Source organism: Paraburkholderia sp. J63, assembly GCF_905220245.1.
Lineage (GTDB): Bacteria > Pseudomonadota > Gammaproteobacteria > Burkholderiales > Burkholderiaceae > Paraburkholderia.
The window spans coordinates 239152-265256 of record NZ_CAJMZF010000001.1 but is presented as its reverse complement, the minus strand read 5'-3'; the positions used below and the strand labels follow the sequence as shown (position 1 = coordinate 265256).

General features: G+C 68.1%; 19 protein-coding genes. 6 read left to right on the top strand and 13 right to left on the bottom strand.

Features of this window, described 5'->3' with window-relative positions:
* Positions 1-7 precede the first annotated feature (7 nt).
* The 5 genes from U5775_RS01180 to U5775_RS01160 all read right to left on the bottom strand — a co-directional run bounded on the left by U5775_RS01180 (position 8) and on the right by U5775_RS01160 (position 6651).
* Complete coding sequence (locus tag U5775_RS01180) at positions 8-1792, bottom strand: FAD-binding protein (RefSeq protein ID WP_322056285.1); 1785 nt, start codon at positions 1790-1792, stop codon at positions 8-10.
* A gap of 47 nt (positions 1793-1839) precedes the next feature.
* The gene (locus U5775_RS01175; RefSeq protein WP_322056284.1) at positions 1840-2385 is read right to left on the bottom strand and encodes a flavin reductase family protein; all 546 of its coding nucleotides are present in this window, start codon (positions 2383-2385) and stop codon (positions 1840-1842) included.
* Positions 2382-4166 carry an FAD-dependent oxidoreductase gene (locus U5775_RS01170; RefSeq protein ID WP_415913490.1) on the bottom strand — a complete coding sequence of 595 codons (1785 nt, stop codon included), beginning with the start codon at positions 4164-4166 and terminating at the stop codon, positions 2382-2384. The genes U5775_RS01175 and U5775_RS01170 overlap by 4 nt, the downstream gene beginning before the upstream one ends.
* A gap of 10 nt (positions 4167-4176) precedes the next feature.
* Positions 4177-5370 (bottom strand): acyl-CoA dehydrogenase family protein, encoded by a 1194-nt coding sequence (locus tag U5775_RS01165; RefSeq protein WP_322056282.1) that lies wholly within the window; start codon positions 5368-5370, stop codon positions 4177-4179.
* Between the two features lie 141 nt (positions 5371-5511).
* Positions 5512-6651, bottom strand: a complete 1140-nt coding sequence (locus U5775_RS01160) for an LLM class flavin-dependent oxidoreductase (protein WP_322056281.1) — start codon at positions 6649-6651, stop codon at positions 5512-5514.
* 737 nt (positions 6652-7388) lie between these two features.
* Between U5775_RS01160 and U5775_RS01155 the strand changes: the two genes are divergently transcribed.
* The gene (locus U5775_RS01155) at positions 7389-7739 is read left to right on the top strand and encodes a VOC family protein (protein ID WP_322056280.1); all 351 of its coding nucleotides are present in this window, start codon (positions 7389-7391) and stop codon (positions 7737-7739) included.
* 102 nt (positions 7740-7841) lie between these two features.
* Here U5775_RS01155 and U5775_RS01150 read toward each other — a convergent pair whose 3' ends face one another.
* Positions 7842-9017 (bottom strand): helix-turn-helix transcriptional regulator, encoded by a 1176-nt coding sequence (locus U5775_RS01150; protein WP_322056279.1) that lies wholly within the window; start codon positions 9015-9017, stop codon positions 7842-7844.
* Between the two features lie 307 nt (positions 9018-9324).
* Here U5775_RS01150 and U5775_RS01145 point away from each other — a divergent pair, with 307 nt between their 5' ends.
* The 4 genes from U5775_RS01145 to U5775_RS01130 all read left to right on the top strand — a co-directional run bounded on the left by U5775_RS01145 (position 9325) and on the right by U5775_RS01130 (position 13304).
* On the top strand, positions 9325-10284 hold the full coding sequence (locus U5775_RS01145) for an alpha/beta hydrolase (protein ID WP_322056278.1): 960 nt from the start codon (positions 9325-9327) through the stop codon (positions 10282-10284).
* Positions 10285-10335: 51 nt separating this feature from the next.
* Positions 10336-11184, top strand: a complete 849-nt coding sequence (locus tag U5775_RS01140) for an enoyl-CoA hydratase/isomerase family protein (protein ID WP_322056277.1) — start codon at positions 10336-10338, stop codon at positions 11182-11184.
* Entirely contained in the window at positions 11181-12356 is a 1176-nt protein-coding gene (gene ribBA / locus U5775_RS01135) for a bifunctional 3,4-dihydroxy-2-butanone-4-phosphate synthase/GTP cyclohydrolase II (RefSeq protein ID WP_322056276.1), read from the top strand. Before U5775_RS01140 ends, ribBA begins: the two co-directional genes overlap by 4 nt.
* An 81-nt stretch (positions 12357-12437) precedes the next feature.
* The gene (locus tag U5775_RS01130) at positions 12438-13304 is read left to right on the top strand and encodes an SDR family NAD(P)-dependent oxidoreductase (protein WP_322056275.1); all 867 of its coding nucleotides are present in this window, start codon (positions 12438-12440) and stop codon (positions 13302-13304) included.
* A gap of 25 nt (positions 13305-13329) precedes the next feature.
* Here the strand turns inward: U5775_RS01130 and U5775_RS01125 are convergent, their stop codons facing one another.
* Positions 13330-15549, bottom strand: a complete 2220-nt coding sequence (locus tag U5775_RS01125; protein WP_322056274.1) for a tetratricopeptide repeat protein — start codon at positions 15547-15549, stop codon at positions 13330-13332.
* A gap of 311 nt (positions 15550-15860) precedes the next feature.
* Here U5775_RS01125 and U5775_RS01120 point away from each other — a divergent pair, with 311 nt between their 5' ends.
* Positions 15861-16787, top strand: coding sequence for a LysR family transcriptional regulator (locus tag U5775_RS01120; RefSeq protein ID WP_322056273.1), 927 nt, complete (start codon positions 15861-15863; stop codon positions 16785-16787).
* A 34-nt stretch (positions 16788-16821) separates the two neighbouring features.
* On the opposite strand, the gene U5775_RS01115 is transcribed toward U5775_RS01120, so the two are convergent.
* The 6 genes from U5775_RS01115 to U5775_RS01090 all read right to left on the bottom strand — a co-directional run bounded on the left by U5775_RS01115 (position 16822) and on the right by U5775_RS01090 (position 25916).
* Positions 16822-17832: an aldo/keto reductase gene (locus U5775_RS01115; RefSeq protein ID WP_322056272.1), complete on the bottom strand. Its 1011-nt coding sequence runs from the start codon at positions 17830-17832 to the stop codon at positions 16822-16824.
* Positions 17833-17994: 162 nt separating this feature from the next.
* Positions 17995-19221, bottom strand: a complete 1227-nt coding sequence (locus tag U5775_RS01110) for a CoA transferase (protein WP_322056271.1) — start codon at positions 19219-19221, stop codon at positions 17995-17997.
* Between the two features lies 1 nt (position 19222).
* A complete protein-coding gene (locus tag U5775_RS01105; protein WP_322056270.1) occupies positions 19223-20029 on the bottom strand; it encodes an enoyl-CoA hydratase/isomerase family protein in 807 nt (268 codons plus the stop codon).
* 81 nt (positions 20030-20110) lie between these two features.
* The gene (locus tag U5775_RS01100; protein WP_322056269.1) at positions 20111-21400 is read right to left on the bottom strand and encodes an MFS transporter; all 1290 of its coding nucleotides are present in this window, start codon (positions 21398-21400) and stop codon (positions 20111-20113) included.
* A 130-nt stretch (positions 21401-21530) separates the two neighbouring features.
* Complete coding sequence (locus U5775_RS01095) at positions 21531-24605, bottom strand: FAD-binding and (Fe-S)-binding domain-containing protein (RefSeq protein ID WP_322056268.1); 3075 nt, start codon at positions 24603-24605, stop codon at positions 21531-21533.
* A 90-nt stretch (positions 24606-24695) separates the two neighbouring features.
* Positions 24696-25916: a pyridoxal-phosphate-dependent aminotransferase family protein gene (locus tag U5775_RS01090; RefSeq protein WP_322056267.1), complete on the bottom strand. Its 1221-nt coding sequence runs from the start codon at positions 25914-25916 to the stop codon at positions 24696-24698.
* Between the last annotated feature and the right edge of the window lie 189 nt (positions 25917-26105).

The window sequence follows — 26105 nt, the reverse complement described above, 5'->3', positions numbered from 1 at the left end:
CTCTTCGTCAGTGTGTCAGTGGATAAAGCGGTATGACCCTCGCGCCGGTTCGTCCCGGCGCACCGGCTGTGCCATGCACAGGTGCAGTAATTTCGGCATCCTGATCGTTGTGCGAACGCTCGCGCGCGGCCAGCACGTCGCGCGCCGCCGCACGGCCCGCCTGGCGGCCCGACCAGATGCAGTCCGCGAGCGAAAGACCGCTCACGTAGTGATTCGAGGCGAGGCCGCGCGCGGCGCGCCCCACCGCATAGAGGCCCGCGACGGCGCCGCCTTCGGCGCGCAGCACCGCGTTGCTGGACTCGTCCACGCGCAGGCCGCCCAGCGTGATCGCGGGGCACGGAAAGGTGCGGCTCGCCGCCGAGATATCGAGCGCGTAGAACGGCGCCTGCGCGAGCGGCGCGAGCATCGCGGCGGACTTGCCGAAGATCTCGTCGCGCCCCGTGCGCGCGGCGGTCCGGTACGCGGCCAGCGAGCGTTCGAGCGTGACGGCATCGGCGCCTATACGCGCTGCGAGTTCCGCGACGGTGGCCGCGCGCTTGCGCCCCGCCAGCATGAGCATCAGAGCGGGCACGCTCTGGAACGCCCAGAGGCGGCCCCGCACGCATTCGCGCAAGGCTTCGCGCACGAGCGCGGCATCGAGGATCAGCCACGCGCGTCCGTCGTGCGTCTCGCACATCGCATGGCCCAGCGTGGCGCCGTAGACCTCTTCGTTGCAGAAGCGCTCGCCGCGTGCATCCACCACGCAGCCGCGCGCCCATGCGAACGGCGGATTGATGAAGCGCCATGCGGAAACGCGCTCCATGCCGTCCGCAACGCCGCCCGCCGAGAGGCCGAGGCGGATGCCCGAGCCGTCGCAGCCCGTCGTGCCGAGGCGCCAGTTCGCGAGGTAGCGCGGCGCGTGCTGCGCGAGCATCTCGCGGTTGAAGATGAAGCCGCCGGTGGCGAGCACGACCGCATCGGCGCGAATGTCGAGCGGACGGCTCGCGCGCAGCTCCAGGCGAAGGAGCGCCGCACGCAGGCGGTCGGCGAGCGCGGGCAGACCGTTGTGGAGCTTGTCGGCCCAGCGCGCGAGGCGTGCATGATGGCGCTGCGCGCGGCCCGGCTCGACGCGCCAGATCTGCGCGCCGATCACGCGTCCGGTCGCGTCGACGATGAGCCGGCGCACGCCCGCGTGGCGCACGATTTCGACATTGGGCTCGGCCTGAACGGCGCGGCGCAGCGTGTCGAACAGCACGCGCCCCGACATGCCGCGCCCTTTCGTGCGATGACCGCGCGGCGCGGGCGGCACGGCGGGCGCATCGCCCACGGCCTCGTTGCCCGAGTAGTAGAGAAAGGCTCGCTCGGGCGGATAGGACGTCTTGCGCACGGGCATCGTCGCGCCGAAACGCACGCCATGGCGTTCGAGCCACGCGAGCTGCGCGACGCTGCCGCTGCAAAAGCGTTCGAGCGCGGCCTGCGAGACCGCATCGCCGACTTCGCCTTGCAAATAGGCCGCCATTGCCTCGGGCGTGTCCGCGTAGCCCGCTTCGCGCTGGTACGGCGTGCCGCCGCCCGCGTAGACCACGCCACCGCTTTTCGCGCTCGCGCCGCCGCCCTCGAAGCGCTCGACGATGCGCACGCGCGCGCCCGCCTGCGCCGCTTCGAGCGCGGCGCACGCGCCCGCCGCGCCGAAGCCCGCGATCAGCACGCCGCAGACGTCGTCCCAGCGGTGCGCCCCGGCGTCGGCCACGACGAGCGGCGGCTCGACGGGCGTCGCGCTCGCGTGTTCCCGTGTGCGTGCATATGCACCCATGCTTGCCTCTGCGTTCGCGGCGTTCAGGGTCCGGGCGGCGCGCGAGTTCATGCGGCTGCGCAGCGCGAGAGCGCGGCGGAAGCCGCCGCCGTAGCCGATCCGGTGGCCGTCGTATAGACGCCATCGACATAGACGAGCGGATCGATTTCGCCGCTCAGCTTCACTTCGAGCAGCCGGCCGATGAACACCGCATGCGTGCCGTAATCGAAGCGCCCGTCCTGGCGGCACACGAGATTGGCCTGCGCGCCGTGCAGATAGGGCACGCCATCTTCCGAGCGCTGCCAGTCGCCGGTGGAGAAGCGGTCTTCGCCCTTCAGGCGCCCGCTGCAATCGATGGCGATGTCCTGCTGCTGCGCCGCGAGCAGGTTCACGCAGAAGTCCGCGCCCGCCGCGAGCGGCGGATAGATCGACGAAGACCGGTTGATGCAGATGAGCAGCGAGGGCGGCTCGGTCGACAGCGAATCCACGGCGGTGGCCGACATCGAATAGCGGCGCTCGCCGTCGCAGCAGCTGATGACCGTGACCGAGCGCGCGAGGCGGCGCATCGCTTGCAGCATGTCGGCGCGCAGCGGTTCGGGGGAAAGTTCGCTCATTGTGTGACTCCACGAAGCTCGCGGGCCGGGTCCTGGTCTTCGCGAGCATTTGATACGGATGCCGAATCTTCTGCCTCGGCGGAAACGGCAAGGGCGAGCGCATTGGCGGCGCGATAGCCGAACGTCATCGCGGGCCCGAGCGTCGAGCCCGCGCCGGGATAGCTCGCGCCCATCATCGAGGCGCTCGTGTTGCCGATGGCGTAGAGGCCCGCGATGGCGCTGCCGTCGGCGCGCAGCACGCGCGCGTTCTCGTCGGTGAGAAGGCCGCCCTTCGTGCCGATGTCGCCCGCGTCGATACGCACCGCGTAGAACGGCGCCTCGCCGATGGGCGCGAGGCACGGATTGGGCTGCACCGAAGGGTCGCCATAGTAGGTGTCGAACACGTTGCCGCCCTTGCCGAATTCCTCGTCCACGCCGCTCGCCGCGTAGCGGTTCATGCGCTCGACGGTCTCGCGCAGGCCCGCTGCGTTCACGCCGATCTGCGCCGCGAGCGCGTCGAGCGAATCGGCGCGATGCAGCAGCGCGCGGAACGCCGCGGGAATGCGCGAGTCGGGCATCATCGAAGCGGGCATGATCGGGCCGCACGGGTAGCGCTTGCGAAAGCGCGCGTCGAAGATCATCCACGCGGGCACGCTCGCGCCCGTTGCCGCGTGGTCGCGGTACATCGCGGGCACGAACTCCGAGTACGGCGCGGCCTCGTTGACGAAGCGCCGCCCGAGCCCGTTGACGATCGCGCAGCCGGGCAGGTTGCGCTCCACGAACAACGCGCGCTGCTTTTCCTCGCCCTCCACGCGCACCGTAGGCGCGCCCCAGACGTGCTCCATGAGCGCGAGCGCGCCGCCCGCCTCTTCGCCGGCCACGATGGCGTCGCCGGTGTTGTTGGGCGGCGTCGCGCTCCATTGCGCGGCGGTGGGCTGCGGCAGATAGCGCTCACGCAGCGCCTGATTGCGCTCGAAGCCGCCCGCCGCGAGAATCACGCCGCGCCGCGCGAGCACGCGGATCCGCTTGCCCTCGCGCTCGGCCACGACACCCGCAATGCGGCTGTTCTCTTCGATCAATTCGCGCATCGGCGTAGCAAGCCAGAGCGGCACCTTGCGTTCGAGCAGCGCGTAACGCAGACCGCCCACGAGCGCATTGCCGAGCGTGAGCCTTCTGTCGCGCCGCGAACGCAGCCGCGCGCCGATATCGAACCAGTAGCGCCCGAATTCGCGCAGCGCGAGCGCGATGAAGCCGCGCTCTTTCGCGAGCAGCGTATGCGCCTCCTTCGAGGTGACGGCCACGCGGCCGCCGATCAGCGTGCCCGGCGAAGGATCGCGCAGCCGCGCGAACTCGGCGCCCAGACGCGCGCCGTCGAACGGCAGCGGATCGAGCGCGCGGTAACCGGGCATCGCGCCGGGCTGCTCCTGGAAGTAGTCGGCATAGCGCGGCAGCGACTGGTAGCGCACCGGCGTGCGCGCCTCCAGATAGCGCAGCATCTCGGGCGCGCTGTCGAGATAGGCGTCGAGCCGCGCCGGCGTGGCCGCGCCTTGCGTGCAGGCTTCGATATAGGTGCGCGCGGCCTCGCGCGTGTCGGCGCCGCCCGCTTCGGCGATATGGTGATTGCACGGCACCCAGATGCCGCCGCCCGAGACCGCCGAGGTGCCACCATACTGCGCACTCTTTTCGATCACGAGCACCGAGAGGCCGAGATCGGCGGCGCGGCACGCGGCGAGCAGACCGCCCGCGCCCGATCCGACGATCAGTACATCGAACGTTTCTGTTTCCATGGCCCGATCGTTCATGAATCCCGCCTCAGATGAAGAAGTCGGTGTTGGCGCGACCGAGCATCACGGCGCCGAGATTCTGGCCGAAGCGGTCGACGTTGTTCGCGTAGTGCGCGCGCGCCGCGTGCAGATCGAGAAAACGCCGCACGAGCGGATTGCGCCGGTAGATGCCGTTGCCGCCCGCGTAGCGCAGCAGCGCGTTGGCCGCCTGGGCACAGCGCTCGGCCACCTGCGCGGACTGGTAGCGGAAATGCACGCGCCGCTCGATCGACACCTCGGGGCCGCCTTGCGCCGCCGCGAGCAGCTCCGCGAAGTTGCGGCGCAACAGCACCTGCATTTCGTCGATGGCGACCGCGGCGTTCGCACAGGCGCTCTGCGCGCCGGTATCGTCGCTGGTCTTCGCGCCGCTGTTGGCGCTCACGCGGTTCTTCGCGTAGCCCTGGAAGTCGTCCACGGCCCCTTGCAGCGCGCCGATGCATGCCGTGCAAACCGCGCGCACGAAGATCTGCGCGAACGGCAGGCGAAACAGCGGCGCATCGTTCACGGCGAGGCCGGGACTCGTGCCCATCATGCCGTCCACGGCCTTGTGCGTGCGGTACTCGGGCACGAACACGTCGTTCACGACGATGTCGTGGCTGCCCGTCGCGCGCAGGCCGAGCACGTCCCAGTCTTGCTCGATCGCGTAGTCGGATTTCGGCAGCAGGAAGGTGCGGTACTCGGGCGGCTCGCCCGCGCGCGCCGGCGGCACGAGTGCGCCGAGGAACACCCACTCGCAAAGCTCGCTGCCGCTCGAAAATTTCCAGTGGCCCGAGAGCCGGAAGCCGCCTTCCACGGGAGTGACCTTGCCCACCGGCATATAGGTGGAGGCGATGAGCGTGGCCGGGTCCTTGCCCCAGACCTCCTGCTGCGCGCGCTCGTCGAAGAGTGCGAGCTGCCAGTTGTGCACGCCGATCACGCCGTACACCCACGCCGTGGACATGCAGCCGCGCGCGAGCGCCATCTGGATCTCGAAGAACGCTTGCGGCTCCAGTTCATAGCCGCCGTAGCGCCTCGGCTGGAGCACCTTGAAGAAGCCGGCCGCCTGCATGTCGGCGATGGTCTCGGCCGGGATGCGCCCGGCGGCTTCGGCCGCGTCCCCGCGCTCGGCCAGCACGGGCGCGAGCGCCTGCGCGCGTGCGATCAGTTCGGCTGCAAGGGCATTCGATTCGTGGTCTCGGTGCACCGCTGTCTCCTATGTCGTCTTCTTCGGTGGCGCCGCGCGCCACGGTGGTTCGTCGTCGGTTCGATCTGCTGGCGCGCCCGCACCCGGCTCACGGTCCTCGCGACCGGCGCCGGGCGCGGCGCACGAACGGCCTGGCGCCGCTCAGGCCACAGCGCGCGCCTTGACGCGGTTGAAGTACGGAATCACGTGCTCGCCGATATTGCGGATCGATTCGAGCGCCGCCTCGTGCGGCACCGTGCCCATCTGGACGAGGAACAGCACTTCGTCCACGCCCGCTTCCATCAGGCGTCCTACGTAACCGATGCAGTCGTCCACCGTGCCGTAGGCGTGGTTGGGGTTCATCATCGAGAGTGCCGGATCGCTGAAGTCCACCACCACCTCTTCCGAAGCGAAGCGCGAGCGGATCACCATCTGGCCGCTATCGGCCTGCACGAGGTCGTCGCCCCAGCTCGACGGATCGGGGCGCTCGCCGCCCGTGTACCAGTACGCGAGCGACTCCATGAAGTAGCGCTGACCGCGAATGCCGATCTTGCGGGCTTGCTGGCCGTCGCCCATCACGATGGCCGGGCACAGCGCGGCAAGATGCTCGGTCGGGCGGAAGCCCACCTGGTCCTCGGCCTTGCGCGTGCGCCATGCCTCGCGGTAGAGCGCGTTCTTCTTCGCGACTTCGTCCGGGCCGCCAAAGCCGAGCACGAGCGCGCCAAGACCGCGCTGGCCCGCGCGCGTGAGCGCGTCGCTGTTGGTGCAGGCCATGTACATCGGCGGATGCGGGTCCTGATACGGCTTCGGGTGAATCGGACGCTTAGGAATCTTGATGTATTTGCCGTCGTGCTCGATCTCGTCCTGAACGAACATTTTCGGCACCAGATACATCGACTCGTCGATCATCGGCTGCAGTTCGTTGAGGTCGTAACCGAAGGCGCCTGCCTCCTGCTGGCTGCCGCCCTTGCCCACGCCGAAATGCACACGGCCTTCCGAGAGGATGTCGAGCAGCGCGACGCGCTCGGCCACCTTGATCGGGTGATTCATGGCGGGCGGCAGGCAGACGACGCCATGACCGAGACCGATGCGCGTGGTGCGGCCCGCGAGGTACGCGAGGAACGTTTCCGGCGCGCTCATGTGCGCGTAGTTGGTGAGCGAGGTGTGCTCGACGCACCAGACGGTGTCGAAGCCCATCTGCTCGGCGAGCAGCGCCTGCTCGACGGTCTCCTTGAAGACACGGTGGTCGCCTTCGCGGGAGGCATCGGTCGTCTGTGCTTCGTAGATCAAAGAAAACTTCATCGCGGGTGTCTCCTTGTTTGTCGGACGGGGGCGGCGGGTGCCGCGCGGCCACTGCCGGTTTGATTCGTGACGGTCCACTAGATGAAGTTTCTGTTCGGTGGGCAAGTGGTGCATCGTCTGTTTGGATTAACGGTTTGGGCTTTTGGTGGTTTTTGCGGTTTCTTGTTTTCGCGTTTCTCTTTTCGCGTTTCCTTGTGTTCGTGGCGGTCTGCCAGGGTTGCCCCTGTGCGGGGCGGCACCTACTTTCTTTGCGGCGGCAAAGAAAGTAGGCAAAGAAAGCCGCTCACACCGCCAGTGTGACGCAGTCCACAACCAGCCGTTTAAGGGGAACGGTATAGGCGCGTCCGCCATCTCGCACCATTCCACCCAGTGACAAAGGACTCATTCATCCCGCCGGTTTTCGGTTATGCCCCACGGCGCGCGCAGCGCCGCCGGATGTGCGGGTGCCTTGTCACTTCGTCTGGTGGTGCGAAGCGACAGACGCTCCTATACCTTTCCCCCTGAACGGCTGTTTGCGGACTTCGTCACACTGGCGGTGTGAGCGGCTTTCTTTGCCTACTTTCTTTGCCGCCGCAAAGAAAGTAGGTGCCGCCCCGCACAGGGGCAACGCTGGCAGACCGACACGAACACAAGGAAACGCACGAGCCCTAGTCCAATCGGACATGGCGCGTGGCCACGCGCGCGCTAGCATCGGTCATGTGGAATAACCACACAAGACAACTCAAAAGGAAGATGCAATGAAGGCTTCGATGATGCTGTACCCGGTGGAGACGATCGACACGTCGCTGCCGTTCTTCGTAGACGGGCTGGGGCTCACGGTGAAAATGCGCGACGGCGAGCGCTACTGCGCGCTGGAGGGCGGTCCGCTCACGATCGCGCTGGTAGCCGGCGACGAGCGGATCGTCGAGCGTCCCGCGCTAACGTTTCGCATTGCTGAGGATGACGACCTCTATGCGGCCATGGAGCGCGTAGTGGCCACGGGCGCCAGCGTGCGCGTGCCGGTTCAGCAGGGGCCGCACGAGCTACGCGCGGTGCTCGAGGACCGCAACGGCGCACTGCTCGTGCTCACGCAAAAACGGCCGATATGAAACACGAAAGGCGGCCACATGGGGCCGCCTTTCTCCAAACATAACGAACGATGACCAACATCCGCAAACGCGCAGAAGTAACGCGCTAAAGCGCCCCGCGCCTCAACCCAACGGCACAACGCTACCAAGCAGGATCCGCACAAGCGTAGCCTGACGCGTCACACCCGTCTTCGAGAAGATCGAGCGCAGATGCGCACGCGCCGTATTCTTGCTGATGCCCAGCTCCTCGGCAGCCTCTTCGAGCGTAAGGCCGTTAGTGAGCAGCAGAGCAAGCGAAGTCTCGGCAGGCGTGAGATCAAACAGCTTCCTCACAATCTCCTGCGAGCGCTGCGATTTGCGGTCCGGATCGCGCAGGAACAGCACCGTCGCCGGGCGTCGGCGATTATCCTCCGACCAGTCCGAGAGCGGCACGGTGCGCACGAGCACGCCGAGCTTCGGCCGGTCGCCGCTGCGCGTCACGGGCATGGCCTCCACGAGCGGGCCAGCCGTGCCGAAGTGGCCCATCATCGCGTGGCGGATGAGCCGTTGCAGCGTGCGGTTCTCCTGGTTGTCCATGGCCTCGACGGCGCCGTGCGCGATGCGCAGACCGTCGCTCTCCGCGAGGATTTCGTCGGCCACGCTATTGGTGCTCATGATCGCGCCGCTCTCGTCGAGCGTGACCATGCCCACCAGCATGCGGTCGATGGCGCTCGCGTAGAGCGTGCGCTCCGACTCCACCACGTCGAGGCGCGAATGCAGTTCCACCGCGCGGCGCAAATGCGGCAGCAGGAGCGCGCAAAACGCCTTGTCGCGCGCATTGAAATGCACGGCGCCGTGCTTGCGGCACACCCGGAAGCGGCACTCCACGCCCGACTCGGTGCGCAGGTCGGCGCCCATGATGTAGCGCACGTCGGCGGGCTGCAGGAACTGCTTGTAGAGCTCGCTCGAGAGCCAGCCGGTCTCGCCGAACACCTCGTCCACGGTCACCACGCGGTCCGCCGGCAGGCCGACGAACGGGTCGAGCGAGTAGTAATAGTCGTTATACGAAGCCTCATCGGGCTTGTCGCCGCCCGATGCGCTCACCATCAGCCCGCGCCGGTCGCTCGCCGGCGAGCGCAGGATCAGCGTCGCGTAGTTTGCGTCCAGGTGCTGCCGCACCAGTTCGAGCGCCCCCGACCATGGCACTTCTTCCAGCGGCCCCTGGTACACGCGCGCCAGCAGCGCGCTGAACTGCGCAATATCGACGCCAGCCATGACACCGGCGTCCTGGCCCTCTTCCGGGGCCCATCTTGTCTCCATCAACACGGTCTCCGTCCTCCATGCCGCCCAAAGCGACGGCCAACTTTACGGGGCTGTCTCGCCGCCGGCATCGGGACATTCCCCTGGCCGGCGCGTGCGCCCTTGCTTTCGTGTCAGAGCTTTCGTGACAGACATTACGCCGTTCGCGGCCCGCGCCCCTCGTCTGATCGGACGATGCAGACGGCCCGCGCAAGCGCTCCAATGCGCTGAACGGCGCCGGCTAAGGCGCTTCGACGATGTTTTCCAACTTTGCATGGGACCGGGGTACGGGCTGCGCGCCCGCTCCGGCCGACAAGGAGACCCCCGCATGGCGCTAGACCCACAGGCCGCCGCATTGCTCGCCGCGCTCGCCGGCATGCCCGCCCCCGATTACAGCCGGCTCGACGCCGCCAGCTACCGCGCGGCGCTCGCGGCGGGCGGCGGCGTGGCCAGCGCGATCGGCCCCGGCGACGCCGTGGGCGCCGAGGAAGACCTGACGCTGCCCGGTGCGGCCGGCCCGCTCGCCGCGCGTCTCTATCGTCCGATCAATTCAGCCGGTGCGGGCGACGCCAAGGGCCAGGCGCTGCCGCTGCTCGTGTTCTTCCACGGCGGCGGCTTCGTCGCCTGCGGACTCGACACGCACGCCAACCTCTGCCGCACGCTCGCGGCGCGCGCGCGAACGCTCGTGCTTTCCGTGGACTATCGGCTCGCGCCCGAGGCGCGCTTCCCGGCCGCCGCGCACGATGCGCTCGCGGCCGTGCGCTGGGCCGCGGCCCACGCCGCCGAGTTGGGCGCCGTGCCGGGCGCGCTCGCCGTGGCCGGCGACAGCGCGGGCGGCAATCTCGCCGCCGTCTGCGCGCAGCAGTTGCGCGGCGAAGTGGCGATCGCGCATCAATTGCTGCTCTACCCGGTCCTCGACAACGCGCACGAGCATCCCTCATACGAAACGTATGGAAGCGGCCATCTGCTCGACGCCGATCTCATGCGCTGGTTCCGCGACCAGTACTTCGAGCCGCAAGCCGACCGCGCATCGCCGCTCGCGAGCCCGCTCGGCATGGAGCGTCTCGAACAGGTTGCGCCCGCAACCATCGTGAGCGCCGAATGCGACCCCCTGCGCGACGAAGCCGAGCACTACGCGGCGCGTCTCGCGCAGGCGGGCGTACCCGTGACGCTGGTGCGCTGGCCGGGCCAGATGCACGGCTTCGCCAGCATGCTCGGCGTGCTCGACGCCGCGAGCGCCGCGCTCGACCTGGGCGCCCGCGCGCTGCGCGCGGCACTGCACCCCTGACCGCCCTGCGCCATCCAGGCACCACGCACGCACCACGCACGCCAACGTCCCATGACCGACACGATACTCGCCACGCACGCCAACGGCGTCGTCACGCTCACCTTCAACCGGCCCGACGCGCTCAATGCGCTCAATGAAGCCATGGCCGTCGAATTGTGCGCGCGGCTCGAGCGCCTCACGCAGGAAAGCGCCGTGCGCGCCATCGTGCTGACCGGCGCGGGCCGCGCCTTCATGGCCGGCGGCGACGTGCGCGCGATGCGCGCCGCGCTCGATCTCTCCGCCGCACGACGCGAGCGCAGCATCGGCAAGCTCGTGCGCCACGCGCAGCGCGCGGTCGAACTGATCGCGCGCTCGCCCAAGCCCGTGATGGCGAGCGTGAACGGCGCGGCGGCGGGCTTCGGCCTCGCGCTCGTGGCCGCCTGCGACGTGGCCATCGCCGCCGACGACGCCACCTTCACCTCGGCGTACAACCGCCTCGGCACCTCGCCGGACGGCGGCGCGACCTTCACGCTGCCGCGCCTGATGGGTGTGCGCACGGCCACCGAGTGGCTCTATTTCGACGAGCGCTATAGCGCCGCCGACGCGCTGCGCGCCGGCCTCGTGAACTGGGTCGTGCCCGCCGCCGAGCTGGCCGTGGCCACCGGCGAGCGCGCCGCGCGCCTCGCCGCGCTCTCGCCCGTCGCGTTCTCGCACACCAAACATTTGATCGCCGATGCGCCGCGCCACACGCTCGGCGCGCAACTCGTGGCCGAGCAGCGCGCCTTTCTCGCCTGCACGGCGCGCGACGACTTCCGCGAGGGCGCCAATGCGTTCGCGGAGCGCCGCGCGCCCGTCTTCGGCGTCGATACTGTCCGCACCCATTGCACCGCTAGCGCCACCCCTGAGGAGCACACCGCATGAAACTGGCCGATACCCCGACCATTGTCGAAGAACTGCGCGCGGGCCGCATGGTGATCCTCGTCGACGAGGAGGACCGAGAGAACGAAGGCGATCTCGTGATTGCCGCCGACTGCGTCACGCCCGAGGCGATCAATTTCATGGCGCGCCACGCGCGCGGCCTCGTCTGCCTCACGCTCACGGCCGGTCACGCCGCGCACCTGCAACTGAGCCCGATGAGCGCGCACAACGGCACGCAGTACGGCACGGCCTTCACGGTGAGCATCGAGGCCGCGCACGGCGTGACCACGGGCATCAGCGCGGCCGACCGCGCCCACACGATCCGCACCGCCATCGCGCCGGGCGCGGCCGCCGGGCATCTCGTGCAGCCGGGCCACGTCTTTCCGATCGTCGCGCGCGAGGGCGGCGTGCTGGTGCGCGCGGGCCATACCGAGGCTGGTTGTGATCTCACGGCGCTCGCGGGCATGACGCCCGCCGCCGTGATCTGCGAAGTCATGAACGACGACGGCACCATGGCGCGCCTGCCCGAGCTCATGGTCTTCGCACGCGAGCACGGCCTGAAGATCGGCACCATTGCCGACCTGATCCGCTACCGCAGCGAGCGCGAGACGCTGGTCGAGCGCGTGGCCTCGCGCACGCTCGCGACCGCGTGGGGGCCGTTCGAGGCGATCGAGTATCGCGACCGCGTGCGCGGCGCAAGCCATCTCGCGCTCGTGCGCGGCCAGCCCAGCGCCGACGTGCCCACGCTCGTACGCGTGCAGGAGCGCGCCTCGCTGCTCGACCTGTTCGACGAGCAACCCGACGCGCACGGTCTCGCGCTGCACGGCGCGCTCGCGCGCATCGGTCAGGCCGGCTGCGGCGTGGCCGTGCTGCTCGACTGCGCGCTGCGCACCGGCAGACGCGCAGCGGCCCATTCGCACGATGGCCACGGCGAGCAGCCCGGCAACCGCCATTACGGCATTGGCTCGCAGATCTTGCGCGATCTGGGTCTTTCGAGGCTCAACGTGCTCGCCACCCCGCTCAAGCTGCCCGCGCTCTCGGGGCACGGGCTCGAGATCAGCGCGTTCATTCCGCTCGGCGACTGGCTCGATACGCCGCCTGCGGCCGACCCCGTCGACGCGATCCGCGCCGCGGCATTCGCGGCCTGCGATGCGCGCAAGCTGATCGAGGCATAACCGCTTAAATAGTTGCTAACGCAACATCATCCCGCCACGTTGCGTGGCGGCCATCGAGTTGACCGTATGGAGCATTCACGCATGGGCCCATCGCCCCATCCCTATGTTGCACTCGTTACCGGCGCCTCGCGCGGCGCGGGCAAAGGCATTGCGCTCGCGCTGGGCGCGGCCGGTGCCACCGTCTACGTGACGGGCCGCTCGCAGAAGGAAGGCGACGCGCCCCTGCCCGGCACCATCCACGCGACCGCCGCCGAAATCACGCGCCTCGGCGGCCGCGGCATCGCGCTCGCCTGCGACCATGCCGACGATGCCCAGGTCGCCGCCGCCTTCGCGCGCATCGGCGAGGAGCAAGGACGGCTCGACGTGCTCGTGAACAACGCAACGGTCCTGCACGACGAATTGATCCGCCCCGCGCCGTTCTGGGAAAAACCGCTGGAGATGGTGGACATCCTCAACGTGGGTCTGCGCTCGGCCTACGTCGCGAGCTGGCACGCGGCACGCATGATGGCCGCGCAACGCGACGGCCTGATCGCGTTCACCTCGTCGTTCGGCGCGAGCTGCTATATGCACGGCGCGGCCTACGGCGCGCAGAAAGCGGGCGTGGACAAGTTCGCGAAGGACATGGCCGTGGACCTGCGCCCGGTCGGCGTTGCGGCGGTGTCGATCTGGATGGGCATGCTCCAGACCGAGCGCACCGCGCGCGTGATCGCCGCGCATCCCGAGCAGTATGCGGGATTCAGCGAACTCGCGGAAAGCCCGCAATTCACGGGGCGGCTCGTCGACGCGCTCTATCGCGATCCGCAACGCGCGCAGAAGTCAGGGCTCGTGCTCGTGGGCGCCGAGCTCGCGCGCGAATACGGCATTACCGATATCGACGGACGCCAGCCGCCCTCGCATCGCGAGCAACTGGGCGGGCCGGTGCAGGCGCATCCGGCCATTGTGGCTTGAGGCGGGCGGGCCTCGCCTCTCTTGACTATCGCAACAGGGGTGCCCGCTTCGCGTCCGCACACCAGGTTTCCCAGATCTGCCGATAAGCCGCTTCGACGTTGCGCGCGAAGCGTGCGCCGTCCATGAGCGGCGAAGCCTCCATGCGCGCGCGCAGGCCCGCGCGCAGCGCGGCAAGCCGCGACAAGTCGCGCGCGAGCGCCATCACGATGGCGACGTAGTCCGCATCGTTGTCGGCCGCCAGATCCTGCAGGCCCAGATTCGCAAGCAGGCAAAGCCCGGCGCGGCTCACCGCGGAGCGGCCAAAGCGCGTGGGCACCGGCACGCCCATCCAGAAGGCGTCGAGGCTCGTGGTGTGGCCGTTGGCCGGAAACGTTTCGAGCGCGATATCGATCCGGTGATAGGTCCGAAGATAGTCGGCGCGCGACTGAAAGCCCACGAAGCTCACGCGGTCCCGATCGACGCCGTGCGCGGCCAGACGCGCTGCAATCTGCTGGCGGGCGCCGCCGGGCGGCGTCATGAGGACGAGCCGCGCATCGGGCAACTCCGCGAATACGCCGGACCAGAGCGACAGCGTGGTGTCGGTGAGCTTGCAAGGATTATTCAGGCATCCGAACGTAATATGCCCGGCAGAATGCACCGGCAACACGTTCGCATCCACACCCTGCGTAAGCGGGTCATAGCACCAGAACGCATCGGGCAAACGCAGCGACCGTTCGGTGTACTGGTCATCTACATGCGGCACATCGGGCGGGTCGATCCACGGGTCGGTCAAACGCCAGCCGATCGACGGGCTGCCCGTCGTGCCCGGATACGCAAGCCACGCCACCTGAACCGGCGCGGGCCGCCGCGCGAACAACAGGCGCCGCGCGCCGTCCATGTGCATCGTGAGATCGACCAGGATGTCGATGCCGTCGTCGTGAATCTGCTGGGCAAGGCGTCCATCGTCGAATTCGGACACGTCGCGCCAAAGATCCGCGCATTTCTGGAGGCGCACGGTTGCATCGTCGCGCTGCGCGCTCAGCGCATAGCAGACGATCTCGAAAGCGGCGTGATCGTGATGGCTGAAAAGCGGCGTCGTGAACAGCGACTGGCAATGATTGCGAAAATCCGGCGAAACATAGCCGATGCGCAGCCGCCGCGCGGCTTCCGGCGTATTTGCATAACGCGCTCCCGCGCTCGCGGCAAGGAACGCCGCCTCGTGCCGCGCGGCGAACCGCTCGGCCTCGGCACGGATCGCATGAGCGTCGTCGAGAGCGAACATCAGCGAGAACAGCAGGTTGCTGTGCGCGCCGGAATGGGCGGGATCGCAGGCCATCGCGCGGCGATAACACGCGATGGCCTCGTCGATACGGCCGGCCTTGCTGCATGCGTTGCCGAGATTGATATGCGCATCGGCAAAGTCCGGCTTCAGTTCGACGGCGCGGGCCAGCGCGGCGCGCGCCTCGTCGTGCCGCGCGAGCTTGAGCAGCACGCTGCCGAGATTGCTCCACGCGGAGGCCCGGTGCGCATCGAGCTCGAGCGCGCGTTCGAGCACCGTTCGGGCTTCCTCGATGCGCGCGCCGCCGCTCAGGATCGCGCCGATATTCGTAAGGATTTCTACCGAATCCGGCGCGAGCGCGCGCGCGTGCTCGAGCACGGCCAGCGCCTGCGTGACACGTTTTTCGGCGAGCATCACCTTGGCGAGATTGTTCCAGGCGTCCGCGTGATTCGGTGCGATGGCGACCGTGCGACGCAACACGGCTTCCGCGCGTGCCAGCTCGTTGGCCTTCAACAGCATGGTCCCGTAGTTGAAATGGATGGCCGCGTGATTCGGCGCCAGCGCAAGCGCCCGTTCGAACAGCGCCGAGGCCCGCGCGGCATCGCCCGCCTCGCCGTACAGGTGGCCCAGGTTGTTGAGCGCGATGGGCGAGTTCGGCCGCAACTCGATTGCGCGATTCAACGCGTGGATGGCCATGTCCCGCTCGGCCGGGCCAACGCAGGTCATGGCGAAGTTCACGAGAAACATGGGGTCCTCGCGCACCGAGAGCGCGCGGCCGATCAGCGCCCTCGCGGCCTCGCGGTCGCGCCCGATTTCGAGGAGGCCGGCTAGATGCAGCGCATCGGCGTCTTGCGGATCGGCGTCAACGAGGCGCCCGCACATGGCGCGCGCGGCTTCGGCCTCGCCGCGTTGCCAGGCGGCTTCGGCAGCGGCAAACGTATCGCCTGCGCGCAATGCGCCGGCTTCGGGAGATCGGGGCTGGGACATGGTGGGGGTGCCTTCCATCGGGGCCGTGAAAAGCCGTCGCGCGTCGTCGTCGTACTCAGCGGCGATGGCTTGCGGTTGCGACTGCGGGTCGCCGATGTTAAGCAAACTGCGATCTCAAAGAGGCTGGAATGGGTTTGATCGGTGAGGGGCGGCTCGAAATTTGGGCTGTGTTTGCGGGGGGGCAAATTTTGTGAGGGTGTGGAAGGGACGATGTGCGCGCTGCGTTGCTGCGACCGCCAGGCAGCCCCTCCACCCAGCAACCACCCCACCAATGTTACGATCAGCGCCACCTCCCCGCATTCGATCCCCTCATGGCGCGCGACAATCTCAGCGATCTTCAGGCCTTTCTCGCCGTCGCCCGCGAGCGCAGCTTCACGCGCGCCGCGGCCCAGCTCGGCGTTTCCCAATCCGCGCTGAGCCACACCCTGCGCGCGCTCGAAGCGCGCCTCGGGCTGCGCCTGCTCACGCGCACCACGCGCAGCGTCTCCACTACCGAAGCGGGCGAGCGCCTGTTTCAGGCCGTCTCGCCGCGCTTCGAGCAGATCGACGCCGAACTCGCCGCGCTCGCGGACCTGCGCGACAAGCCCGCGGGCACGATCCGCATCACCGCGATCGACCATACCGTCAATACCGTGATCTGGCCGAGACTCAAAACGCTGCTGCCCGCGTATCCGGACATCAAGGTCGAAATCACCGTGGATTACGGGCTGCGCGATATCGTGGCCGACCGCTACGACATCGGCGTGCGTCTCGGCGACCAGGTGGCGAAGGACATGATCGCGGTGCGCATCAGCCCCGATCTGAAGATGGCCATCGTGGCCTCTCCCGCTTACCTTGCGAAGCACAAGGCGCCTAAGGCGCCGCAGGATCTGCTGGCGCACAACTGCATCACGCTGCGCCTCACGGGCTCGGGCGGGCTCTACGCGTGGGAGCTCAAGAAAGACGATCACGCGTTGCAGGTGCGCGTGGATGGCCAGCTCACGTTCAACGCGGTCCCGCAAATGCTCGATGCCGCGCTCGACGGCTTCGGCCTCGCCTTCCTGCCCGAAGACGTGGCGCTGCCTCATCTGCGCGCGGGCCGGTTGAAGAGCGTGCTCAAGGACTGGTGCCCGGTCTTCCCCGGCTATCACGCGTTCTACCCGAGCCGGCGACAGTCGTCGCGCGCGCTCGGGCTCGTGATCGATGCATTGCGCTATCGCGACCCGCGCGCCGGGACGACGCGCGGCAAGCGCCCATAGTTAGTTATCCTTGAGTTGTTTTCCGCAGGCTCGCTCAGCGGGCCTTGCGTCCCTCGACCGGATAGCCTGGGTCGGTATAGCCCGGCGTCGATGCGTGGCCCGGCGGCACGAGGCTGTCGATGAACGCCTCGTCTTCGGGACCCAGACGAAGCTCCAGCGCTTCGACGTAGCTGTCCCAATGCGCTTCCGTGCGCGGCCCCGCGATCGTCGAGCTCACGAGACGATTGTTGAGCACCCACGCGAGCGCGAACGCAATCGAGGTCGTGCCGCGCTCGGCCGCGTGCGCCGCAATCCGCTGCGCGATACGCAGCGATTCCGGGCGCCATTCCGTCTGCTGGATGCGCCGGTCGCCGCGCCCCGCGCGGCTGTCCGCGGGCGGCGGCGCGTCCACCGCATACTTGCCGGTCAGCACGCCGCGCGCGAGCGGGCTGTACGGGACCACGCCCAGGCCGTAATGCGCGGCGGCCGGCAGTTGCTCGACTTCGGCGCTGCGGTCCACGATGTTGTAAAGCGGCTCGCTCGCGACGGGCCGCTCGATGCCTAGCTGGTCCGCGAGACGCACCACTTCGGCAATGCGCCAGCCGCGAAAATTGGAAAGCCCGAAATAGCGCACCTTGCCCTGGCGGATCAGATCGCCCACCGCGCGCACGCCCTCTTCGAGCGGCAGATCGGGCAACGCGCGATGGAAATAGAGCACGTCGATATAGTCGGTGTTCAAACGCTTGAGGCTCGCCTCGACCGACTGGAAGATCCATTTGCGCGACTGCCCCTGCTGGTTCGGGCCCTGCGTGGGGCCCGCAGGGTAGCCGAACTTCGTCGCCACGACCCAGTCGTCGCGACGCGCTGCGATGGCGCGGCCCACGATCTCCTCGGAGCGGCCCGCATGGTAAACATCAGCGGTATCGACGAAATTCACGCCCTGATCGAAGGCCTTGTCGATGATGCGCTTCGACGTCGATTCATCGGTTTCCCCGCCGAACATCATGGCGCCGAGGCACAAAGGTGAAACTTTGAGGCCGCTGCCGCCCAGATAGCGATAATCCATAACCCAAACTCCGAAGTGGCTGCGCGTCGGATCGACGGCAAGAGCCGTCTATTAGAAACGAGTTCGCCTACCGGATAAAGGTGGATAAACCGCATGATTTCATGAATGCTACTCATCAATCTCCGGCCCGAGCCGCACGCGGTTTCACGCCCGACACCGGCCTCAGCGCGCCACGCCCACCGCCCCTTCGGCTTCGAGCGCGCGAATCTGCGCATCGTCGTAGCCATATTCGCGCAGCACTTCAACAGTGTGCTCGCCGTACAGCGGCGCAGGGCGCTCACACGTCGCTGTACTTTCCGAAAAATGAACCGGCAGGCCGATGCCCGTGACGCGCCCGCTCACCGGATGCTCGGTCTGCATGATCATCCCGCGCGCGATGGCCTGCTCGTGCGAGGCCGCCTCGGGCACGCCGAGCACAGGGCCGCACGGCAAGCCGATCTCGTCGAAGGCCGCAAGCCACTGCGCCGTGGTGCGCTCGCGCAGGCGCGCGCCCAGAATTTCCACGAGCGCCGCGCGATGCTCGAGGCGCCCCGCGTTGGTCGCGAAGCGCGCGTCGTCCGCGAGCCCCGGAATCGCGAGCACGGCAACGAGCCGCTCGTAATTGCTCTGATTCGCCGCGCCCACGTTGATCCAGCCGTCGCGCGTTTCGAACGCCTGATAGGGCGCACTCGTGGGATTGGCCGAACCGGCTTTTTCGAGCACGGTGCCATCGGCGAAATAGTTGGCGAAGGCCCAATACATCTGCTGCAAACCTGCTTCGAACAACGAAGTATCGACCATCTGCCCGCGGCCCGTGCGTTGCCGGCCCGCATAGGCCGCACAAATGCCGAGCGCCGCCAGAATGCCCGCGTTGATGTCCGTGACCGGCGAGCCCGCCTTGATCGGCGCCTGCCCGGGCTCGCCGGTCATGCTCATCAGGCCGCTCATGCCTTGCGCGATGAGGTCGAAGCCGCCTTTGTCCGCATAGGGCCCGCTGCGTCCATAGCCCGAGATCGCACAGTAGATCAGGCCCGGGTTCCCGGCCTTGAGCGTCTCGTAGCCCATGCCGAGCTTCTCCATCGTGCCGCGCCGGTAGTTCTCGGTCACGACGTCGGCGCTCGCGAGCAGGCGGCGCAGCACCGCGCGGCCGCCCTCGGTCTTCAGGTCGAGCGCCATGCCGCGCTTGCCGCGATTGACCATCATGAACGAGGCGGATTCGCCGCTCGCGAGGATCGGCGCGAACCGGCGGCAGTCGTCGCCGCCCGGCATCTTCTCCACCTTGATGACCTCCGCGCCCATGTCGGCGAGCATCATGCCGCAGACCGGTCCCGACATGATGTGCGCAAGCTCGATCACCGTCATGCCCGCGAGCGGGCCCGTGCGCGATGCGCCGTGTCGCGTGTCTTCCATCTCAACGTCCCTTGAATTGCGGCGTTTCCTTCGCGAGAAACGCCTGATAGCCGATGCGGAAATCCTCGGTGCCGAAGCACGTGAAGCCCTCGTCGCGCTCGGCCTGCGTGAGCGGCGCGGGGTTGCGCGCGCGGCGCACGAACTGCTTGTGCCAGCGCGCGACGAGCGGCGCGCCCGCGGCAATGCGCTGCGCGGCGGCCAGCGCCTCCGCACTCACCTCGGAGTCGGGCACCACGCGCGTGACGAGCCCTTTGGCCAGCGCCTCGCGCGCGTCGAAAATGCGGCCTTCGAGCAGGATCTCCAGCGCCACGGCCTCGCCCGCGAGGCGCAGCAGCGCCTCGAGTTCGGCATGCGCCATCACGAGCCCGAGATTCTTGATGGGCGCACCGAAGCGGCTCGACTCGCCGCAGATGCGCAGATCGCAGAGCGCCGCCAGTTCCAGCCCGCCGCCCACGCAGATGCCGTGAATCATCGCGACCACGGGAACCGGGCACGCATCGATCAATCCGAGCGTGCGGTGCATGAGCGCGCCATACTCGCGCGCCTGCTCGACGTTCGAGCGGTCCGTGGCGAATTCGCCGATGTCGTTGCCGGGCGAGAACGCTTTTTCGGCCGCGCCGCGCAGCACGATGCAGCGCAGGCGCTCATCGGCGGACAGCGTCTCGAAGGTGTCGCCGAGCGCGCGCCAGAGCGTGCGCGTGAGCGCATTGAGCTTCGCGGGACGGTCTATCGTCACGATGGTGATCGCACCGTCGTGCCCCGCGCGCTCGGTGCGAATGGCGCCGTGGATGGCGGTATCGTCGTTCATACGTATTCCTCATAATCCGGTCGTTTCGTGGAGCGGTGTGCCCGCCTTTGCGCACCGCGTTGCACTATCGCCCCTACCTGCTCAGGCCGTTGTATGTGCATGTGCACCGTCGACCGAGCCCGCTGCGCTGTCGAGTGTGCGGTCCGGGCGCATCGCGAACGAGAGCACGATGCCCAGCGCCATGATGGCCATCGACACCGTGAACGGCAGGTTCCAGTTGCCCGTGCGGTCGATCAGCCAGCCGCCCACCACGGGGCTCACGATGGCCGCCGCGGCCGAGCCCGTGTTCATGATCCCGCTCGCGGTGCCCGCATGCCTCGGCGCGATGTCCATGGGCACGGCCCACATCGGCCCGATGGTCATTTCGTTGAAGAAGAAGCCCGCGCTCAGGCACAGCGCGGCGAGCGTCACCGTCACGTTCTGCGCGAGCAGGATCGGTGCGAGCGAGAGCAGCGTCAGCAGCATGCACACGCCCACCATCACGTTGCGCGCGAGGCGCAGGTTGCGGCTCCTCTTGAGGATGCGGTCGGTGACCGAACCGCCGAGCCAGTCGCCCAGCACGCCCGCGAAGAACACGCCGGAGGCGAACAGCGCCGACTTGGCCAGATGCATGTGATAGTTGTGCAGGAAGTACTGCGGAATCCAGCCGAGGAATAGCCACAGTACCCAGCCATAGCAGAAGTACACGGCCGTGACCGGCGACATGCGCGCGACGAGCCGCCGCCACGGCACCGGCGCGCGCTCCTTCGCGCCGGAAAAGCGCTCGAGCCCTTCGCATTCGGCTTCGGTGATGCGCGGATGCGCGCGCGGATCGTCGCGGAAGTACCAGATCCACAGCACGGCCCAGATGAAGCTCGCGATACCGGTGACGATGAACGCGCCGCGCCAGCCCGACATCAGCATGAGCCAGACGATGAGCGGCGGCGCGATGGCATTGCCGATGCGCGAGGCGGCGTGCGTCGTGCCCTGCGCGAAGCCGCGGCGGCTCGCGGGCATCCAGTTCGACATCGCGCGCGTGGCGGTGGGGAAGGTCGCGCCTTCGCCCAGGCCGAGCAGCAGACGCGCCACGATCAGCGAGGCAAAGCCGCTCGCGAGACCGGTGAGCACGGTGGCGCCGGCCCAGATCACGGCGCATACGGCGAGCGTGCGGCGCGGGCCGAAGCGGTCGCCGACCCATCCGCCGATGATCTGGAACAGCAGATACGGATAGGCGAAGGCGGAAAACACGATGCCTACTTCGGTATGCGAAAGATGGAGCTCGGCCGCGAACTGGCTGGCGGCCGTGCTCACGTTGACGCGATCGACGTAGGTGATGAGGTACATCGCGCACAGCAGTAGCAGCACGCGTGTGGTGGCTCGGCGCAACATCATCGTCTCCTTGTTGGAAGTGTACGGCGCGAGAGACGTGCGCTCGCGACTCGTTTCGCCTCTCGGCGGATACTTCAGGACTCCGGATGTTCAGACTGCTTTATAACGGCCATGCAATGCTGCTCCCATGAATTCAGCGCGGTGGACTGAGCGCGCGCTCCAGGACCTGGGCGACGTGCAACGCGTGCACGCTCGCGCCGTCCGCGATCTGGTGGCGGCAACTCGTGCCGTCGGCGACCACGAGTGCGTCACCCGCGGCCTGCGCGGCACGCACGGCGGGCAGGAGCGCGAGTTCCGCCATCGCGAGCGAGGTGGCGTAATGCTCGCTCTCGTAGCCGAAGCTGCCCGCCATGCCGCAGCAAGACGATTCGACGGGCGCGATCGCGAGCCCCGGGACCCAGCCAAGCACCGTCTGCACCGGCGTGAAAGCGCCGAATGCCTTCTGGTGACAGTGTCCGTGCACGACGGCGCGCGCCTCGGGCAGCGCTTGAAGCTTCAGTTCGAGACGCCCCGCCGTGCGCTCGCGCACGAGAAATTCCTCGAAGAGCAGCGCGTGGCGCGCCAGCTTCGCGGCGGCCTCGCCGAAGCCGTAAGCCGTCCATTCGTCACGCAGTGTGAGCAGGCACGAAGGCTCCAGACCCACGATGGGCACACCGCGCTCGACATAGGGCATCAGCGCATCGAGCGAGCGGCGCGCCTCCGCCTTCGCCTGATCGACGAGACCCGCCGCGAGGAACGTGCGTCCGCAGCACAGCGGGCGCTCGCCTGTCCTCGTGTTCAGGCGCACCGTGTAACCCGCCGCCTCCAGCACGTGCCTGGCGGCGCGCGCCACGTCGGGCTCGATATAGTTGCTGAACGTATCGACGAACAGCAGCACCTCGCGCGCCGCCGAAGCCGGCGCAGCGTCGTTCGCGCTTGCCCCGGCGGTCGCGGTGAACGGGCGCACGATGCGCGGGAACGCACGCGTCTGCGCGAAGCCGATGCGCCGCTTGAGCCACGCCGCCACGCGCGGCAAGCGCTCGATCGCAGGCAGCGCGCCGGGCACGCGGCTCGCGAGCGGCGCGTAGCGCGGCAGCCAGGCAACGAGCCGCTCGCGCAGAGTCACACCGTGCGCGTGCTGCCATGCCGCGCGCGCTTCGATCTTCAGGCGCGCCATATCCACGCCGGTCGGGCAATCGCGCTTGCAGCCCTTGCACGATACGCACAGGTCGAGCACATCCTTCACGGCGCGGCTCGCGAGACCGCCCTCCGTCGCGGAGCCATCAGCACTCCCGATGGATTCCAGCTGCCCCGACAAGGCGAGCCGCAGCGTATTCGCGCGCCCACGCGTGACATGCTGCTCGTCGCGCGTGACGCGATAGCTCGGACACATGGTGCCCGCGTCGAACTTGCGGCAATGGCCATTGTTGTTGCACATCTCGACCGCTTTCGCGAGGCCCGCGCTCGCGTCGCTGCCCGAACCCGGCGCGCCCTCGGCGCCCGTGAGCGGATCGCGCGTGACGTTCCATGCCGACCAGTCGAGCGCGGGCTTCCAGGCGCGCTCGCGGTAGCCCGGCGCAAAGCGGAAGTTCGCGGCATCGTCCATTTTCGGCGGATTGACGATGCGGTCCGGGCTCATGCGGTTCGCGGGATCGAACAGCGCCTTGATTTCCGCAAATGCCGCATTGATTTTTGGTCCGTACTGCCAGGCAACCCATTCTCCGCGGCACAGGCCGTCGCCGTGCTCGCCCGAGAACGCGCCCTTGTACTCGCGCACCATCGCGGCGGCCTCCTCGGCAATCGCGCGCATCTTCTGTGCGCCGTCGCGGCGCATGTCGAGAATCGGCCGCACGTGCAGCGTCCCCACGCTCGCATGCGCGTACCACGTGCCTTCCGTGCCGTGGCGATGAAACACCTCGGTCAGGCGGCTCGTGTAGTCGGCGAGATGTTCGAGCGGCACCGCGCAGTCCTCTATGAACGAGACCGGCTTGCCGTCGCCCTTCATGCTCATCATGATGTTCAGGCCCGCTTTGCGCACCTCCCAGAGCGCCTTCTGCTCCGCCGCATCGGGCATCTCGACCACGCTGCCCGGCAAGCCCAGATCGCCCATCAGCTCCACGAGCTGCGCGAGGCGCGCAAGCTGGACGTCGCGTTCGTCGCCGGCGAATTCCACCAGCAGCACCGCCTGCGGCGCGCCCACGAGCGCGCGCTCGATCACGGGCCGGTAGGCCGGATTGTCGAGCGCAAGATCGATCATCGTGCGATCGACCAGCTCGACCGCGCTCGGCCCGAGCTTGACGATGTGCCGCGTGAGATCCATCGCGCCGTAGAAGGTAGGGAAGTTCACCACGCCCAGCACCTTGTGGCGCGGCAACGGCGCGAGGCGCAGCGTCAACTGGCGGCTGAACGCCAGCGTGCCTTCGGAGCCCACCAGCAGGTTCGCGAGATTCGGCTCGCCGTCGCGCTCGAAAGCGAGCGGGTTCTGGCAATCGAACAAGTCGAGGTTGTAGCCGGCCACGCGGCGCAGTACCTTCGGCACGCGCTCGCGCAATGCATCGCGCTCGCGTTCGGCAATCGCGCGCACGCCCTCGACGAGCGCCTGCGTGTGCCCATCGCGTGACATTTCGGATAGCTTGGCAAAGCAGGTTTCGTGGCCGTCGGCGAGCACTGCGTCGATGGAGGCCACGTTGTGCACCATGATGCCGTACTCGATCGAGCGCGAGCCGCACGAGTTGTTGCCGGCCATGCCGCCTATCGTGCATTGCGCGCCCGTGGAGACGTCCACCGGAAACCACAAACCGTGCGGCTTGAGCCACGCGTTGAGGTGGTCGAGCACGATACCGGGCTCGACCGTCACGATGCGCGCCTGCGCGTCGAAGGACACGACACGGTTGAGCCACTTGCTCGTGTCGATCACGAGCGCCTCGCCCACGGTCTGCCCGCACTGGCTCGTGCCCGCGCCGCGCGCCAGCACCGGCGCGCCCGTATCGCGCGCAATGTCGAGCGCGACGCGCAAATCGTCCTCGTCGCGCGGCACCGCCACGCCGATCGGCATGATCTGATAGATCGATGCGTCTGTGGCGTAGCGGCCGCGCGAGGCGCGGTCGAACAATACGTCGCCGCGTAATTCGCGCGCGAGCCGCGCGGCGAGCGGCGTGAGCGCCGCGCGCGCGGAGGCCGGCATGAGCCGGATGGGTTGAACGAGCGGTTTGGGTGTGGACGTGAGCATCGGGCAGTCAGTCGAAACGTCGGGCGTTCAAACGTTGGGCATCGGGTGCATCGGAAATCGCGTGCATGGGCACATTCGCGAGGCAGGCGCTCACGCCACCGCCTTCAGGCGAGGCGCGCTCTCATGCTGCGCCAGATACTCCATCGCCGCGCCCACGCCCGTCGCGCGCAACGGTACGCCGGAAAGCTTGAGCCCCATCTCGCAGCCCGCGAGCGCCGCCATCAGCGCGAGGTCGTTGCAGTCGCCGAGGTGCCCGATGCGGAACATGCGCCCTTTCACCTTGCCCAACCCCGTGCCCAGCGAAAGATCGAAGCGTTCGTAGATGAGCTTGCGCACCGCGTCGGCGTCCACGCCCTCGGGCATCACCACGCCGGTGAGCACAGGCGAATACACGGCGGGATCCACGCATTGAATCTCAAGCCCCCACGCTTCGACCGCGGCACGGCACGCGGCCGCCAGCCGCCTGTGACGCGCGAACACCTGGTCGAGCCCCTCGCCCAGAATCATGTCGAGCGCTTCGGAAAGGCCATAAAGCAGGTTCGTATTGGGCGTATAGGGCCAGTAGCCCTGCTGGTTCATTTCGACGATTTCGGTCCAGCTCCAGAATGCGCGCGGCAGCTTCGCTGTGCGGCTCGCCTCGAGCGCCTTCTGCGAGACCGCGTTGAAGCTGATGCCGGGCGGCAGCATCAGGCCTTTCTGCGAGCCCGAGACCGTCACGTCCACGCCCCATTCGTCGTGGCGATAGTCGGCGCATGCGAGACCCGAGATCGTGTCGACCATGAAGAGCGCCGGGTGCCCCGCCGCGTCGATGGCTCGGCGCACGGCGGCGATATCGGAGGTCACGCCCGTCGATGTTTCGTTGTGCACAACACAAACGGCCTTGATCGCATGGCCCGTATCCGCGCGCAGACGCGCCTCGATCATGTCCGCCTGCACGCCGCGCCGCCAGCCCTCAACGCCTGGTAGTCCCAGGAATTCGGGCTTCAGGCCCAGGCTCTCGGCCATCTTCTTCCATAGCGTCGCGAAGTGGCCGGTCTCGTACATCAGCACCGTGTCGCCGGGCGAGAGCGTGTTGGTGAGCGCCGCCTCCCATGCGCCGGTGCCCGAAGCGGGATAGATCACCACGGGCTGCGTGGTCTTGAAGATCTTCTTGATGCCATCGAGCAGCGCAAGCCCCAGCGCGCCGAACTCGGGCCCGCGATGGTCGATGGTCGGATAGCTCATCGCGCGCAGGATGCGATCGGGCACGGGGCTCGGGCCGGGAATCTGCAGGAAATGGCGGCCGGCGGGATGGAAGTCGAGTTTCAGCATGAAGAGGTCCCATGTTCGATGAAAGTCGGAAGAGCTTCAGTCGATGCCACCCGATCCAGCAGAAATGGCATTTTGCATGCAAAATACTCTAGTGCACGCTCAAGCAGATGCAAGGTGAAATTGACGGAAAGCCGCCCAGGGGAAACCCGGCAGCACGCCATAACGGGCTCTGGAGGCGGCCAGGCTAGA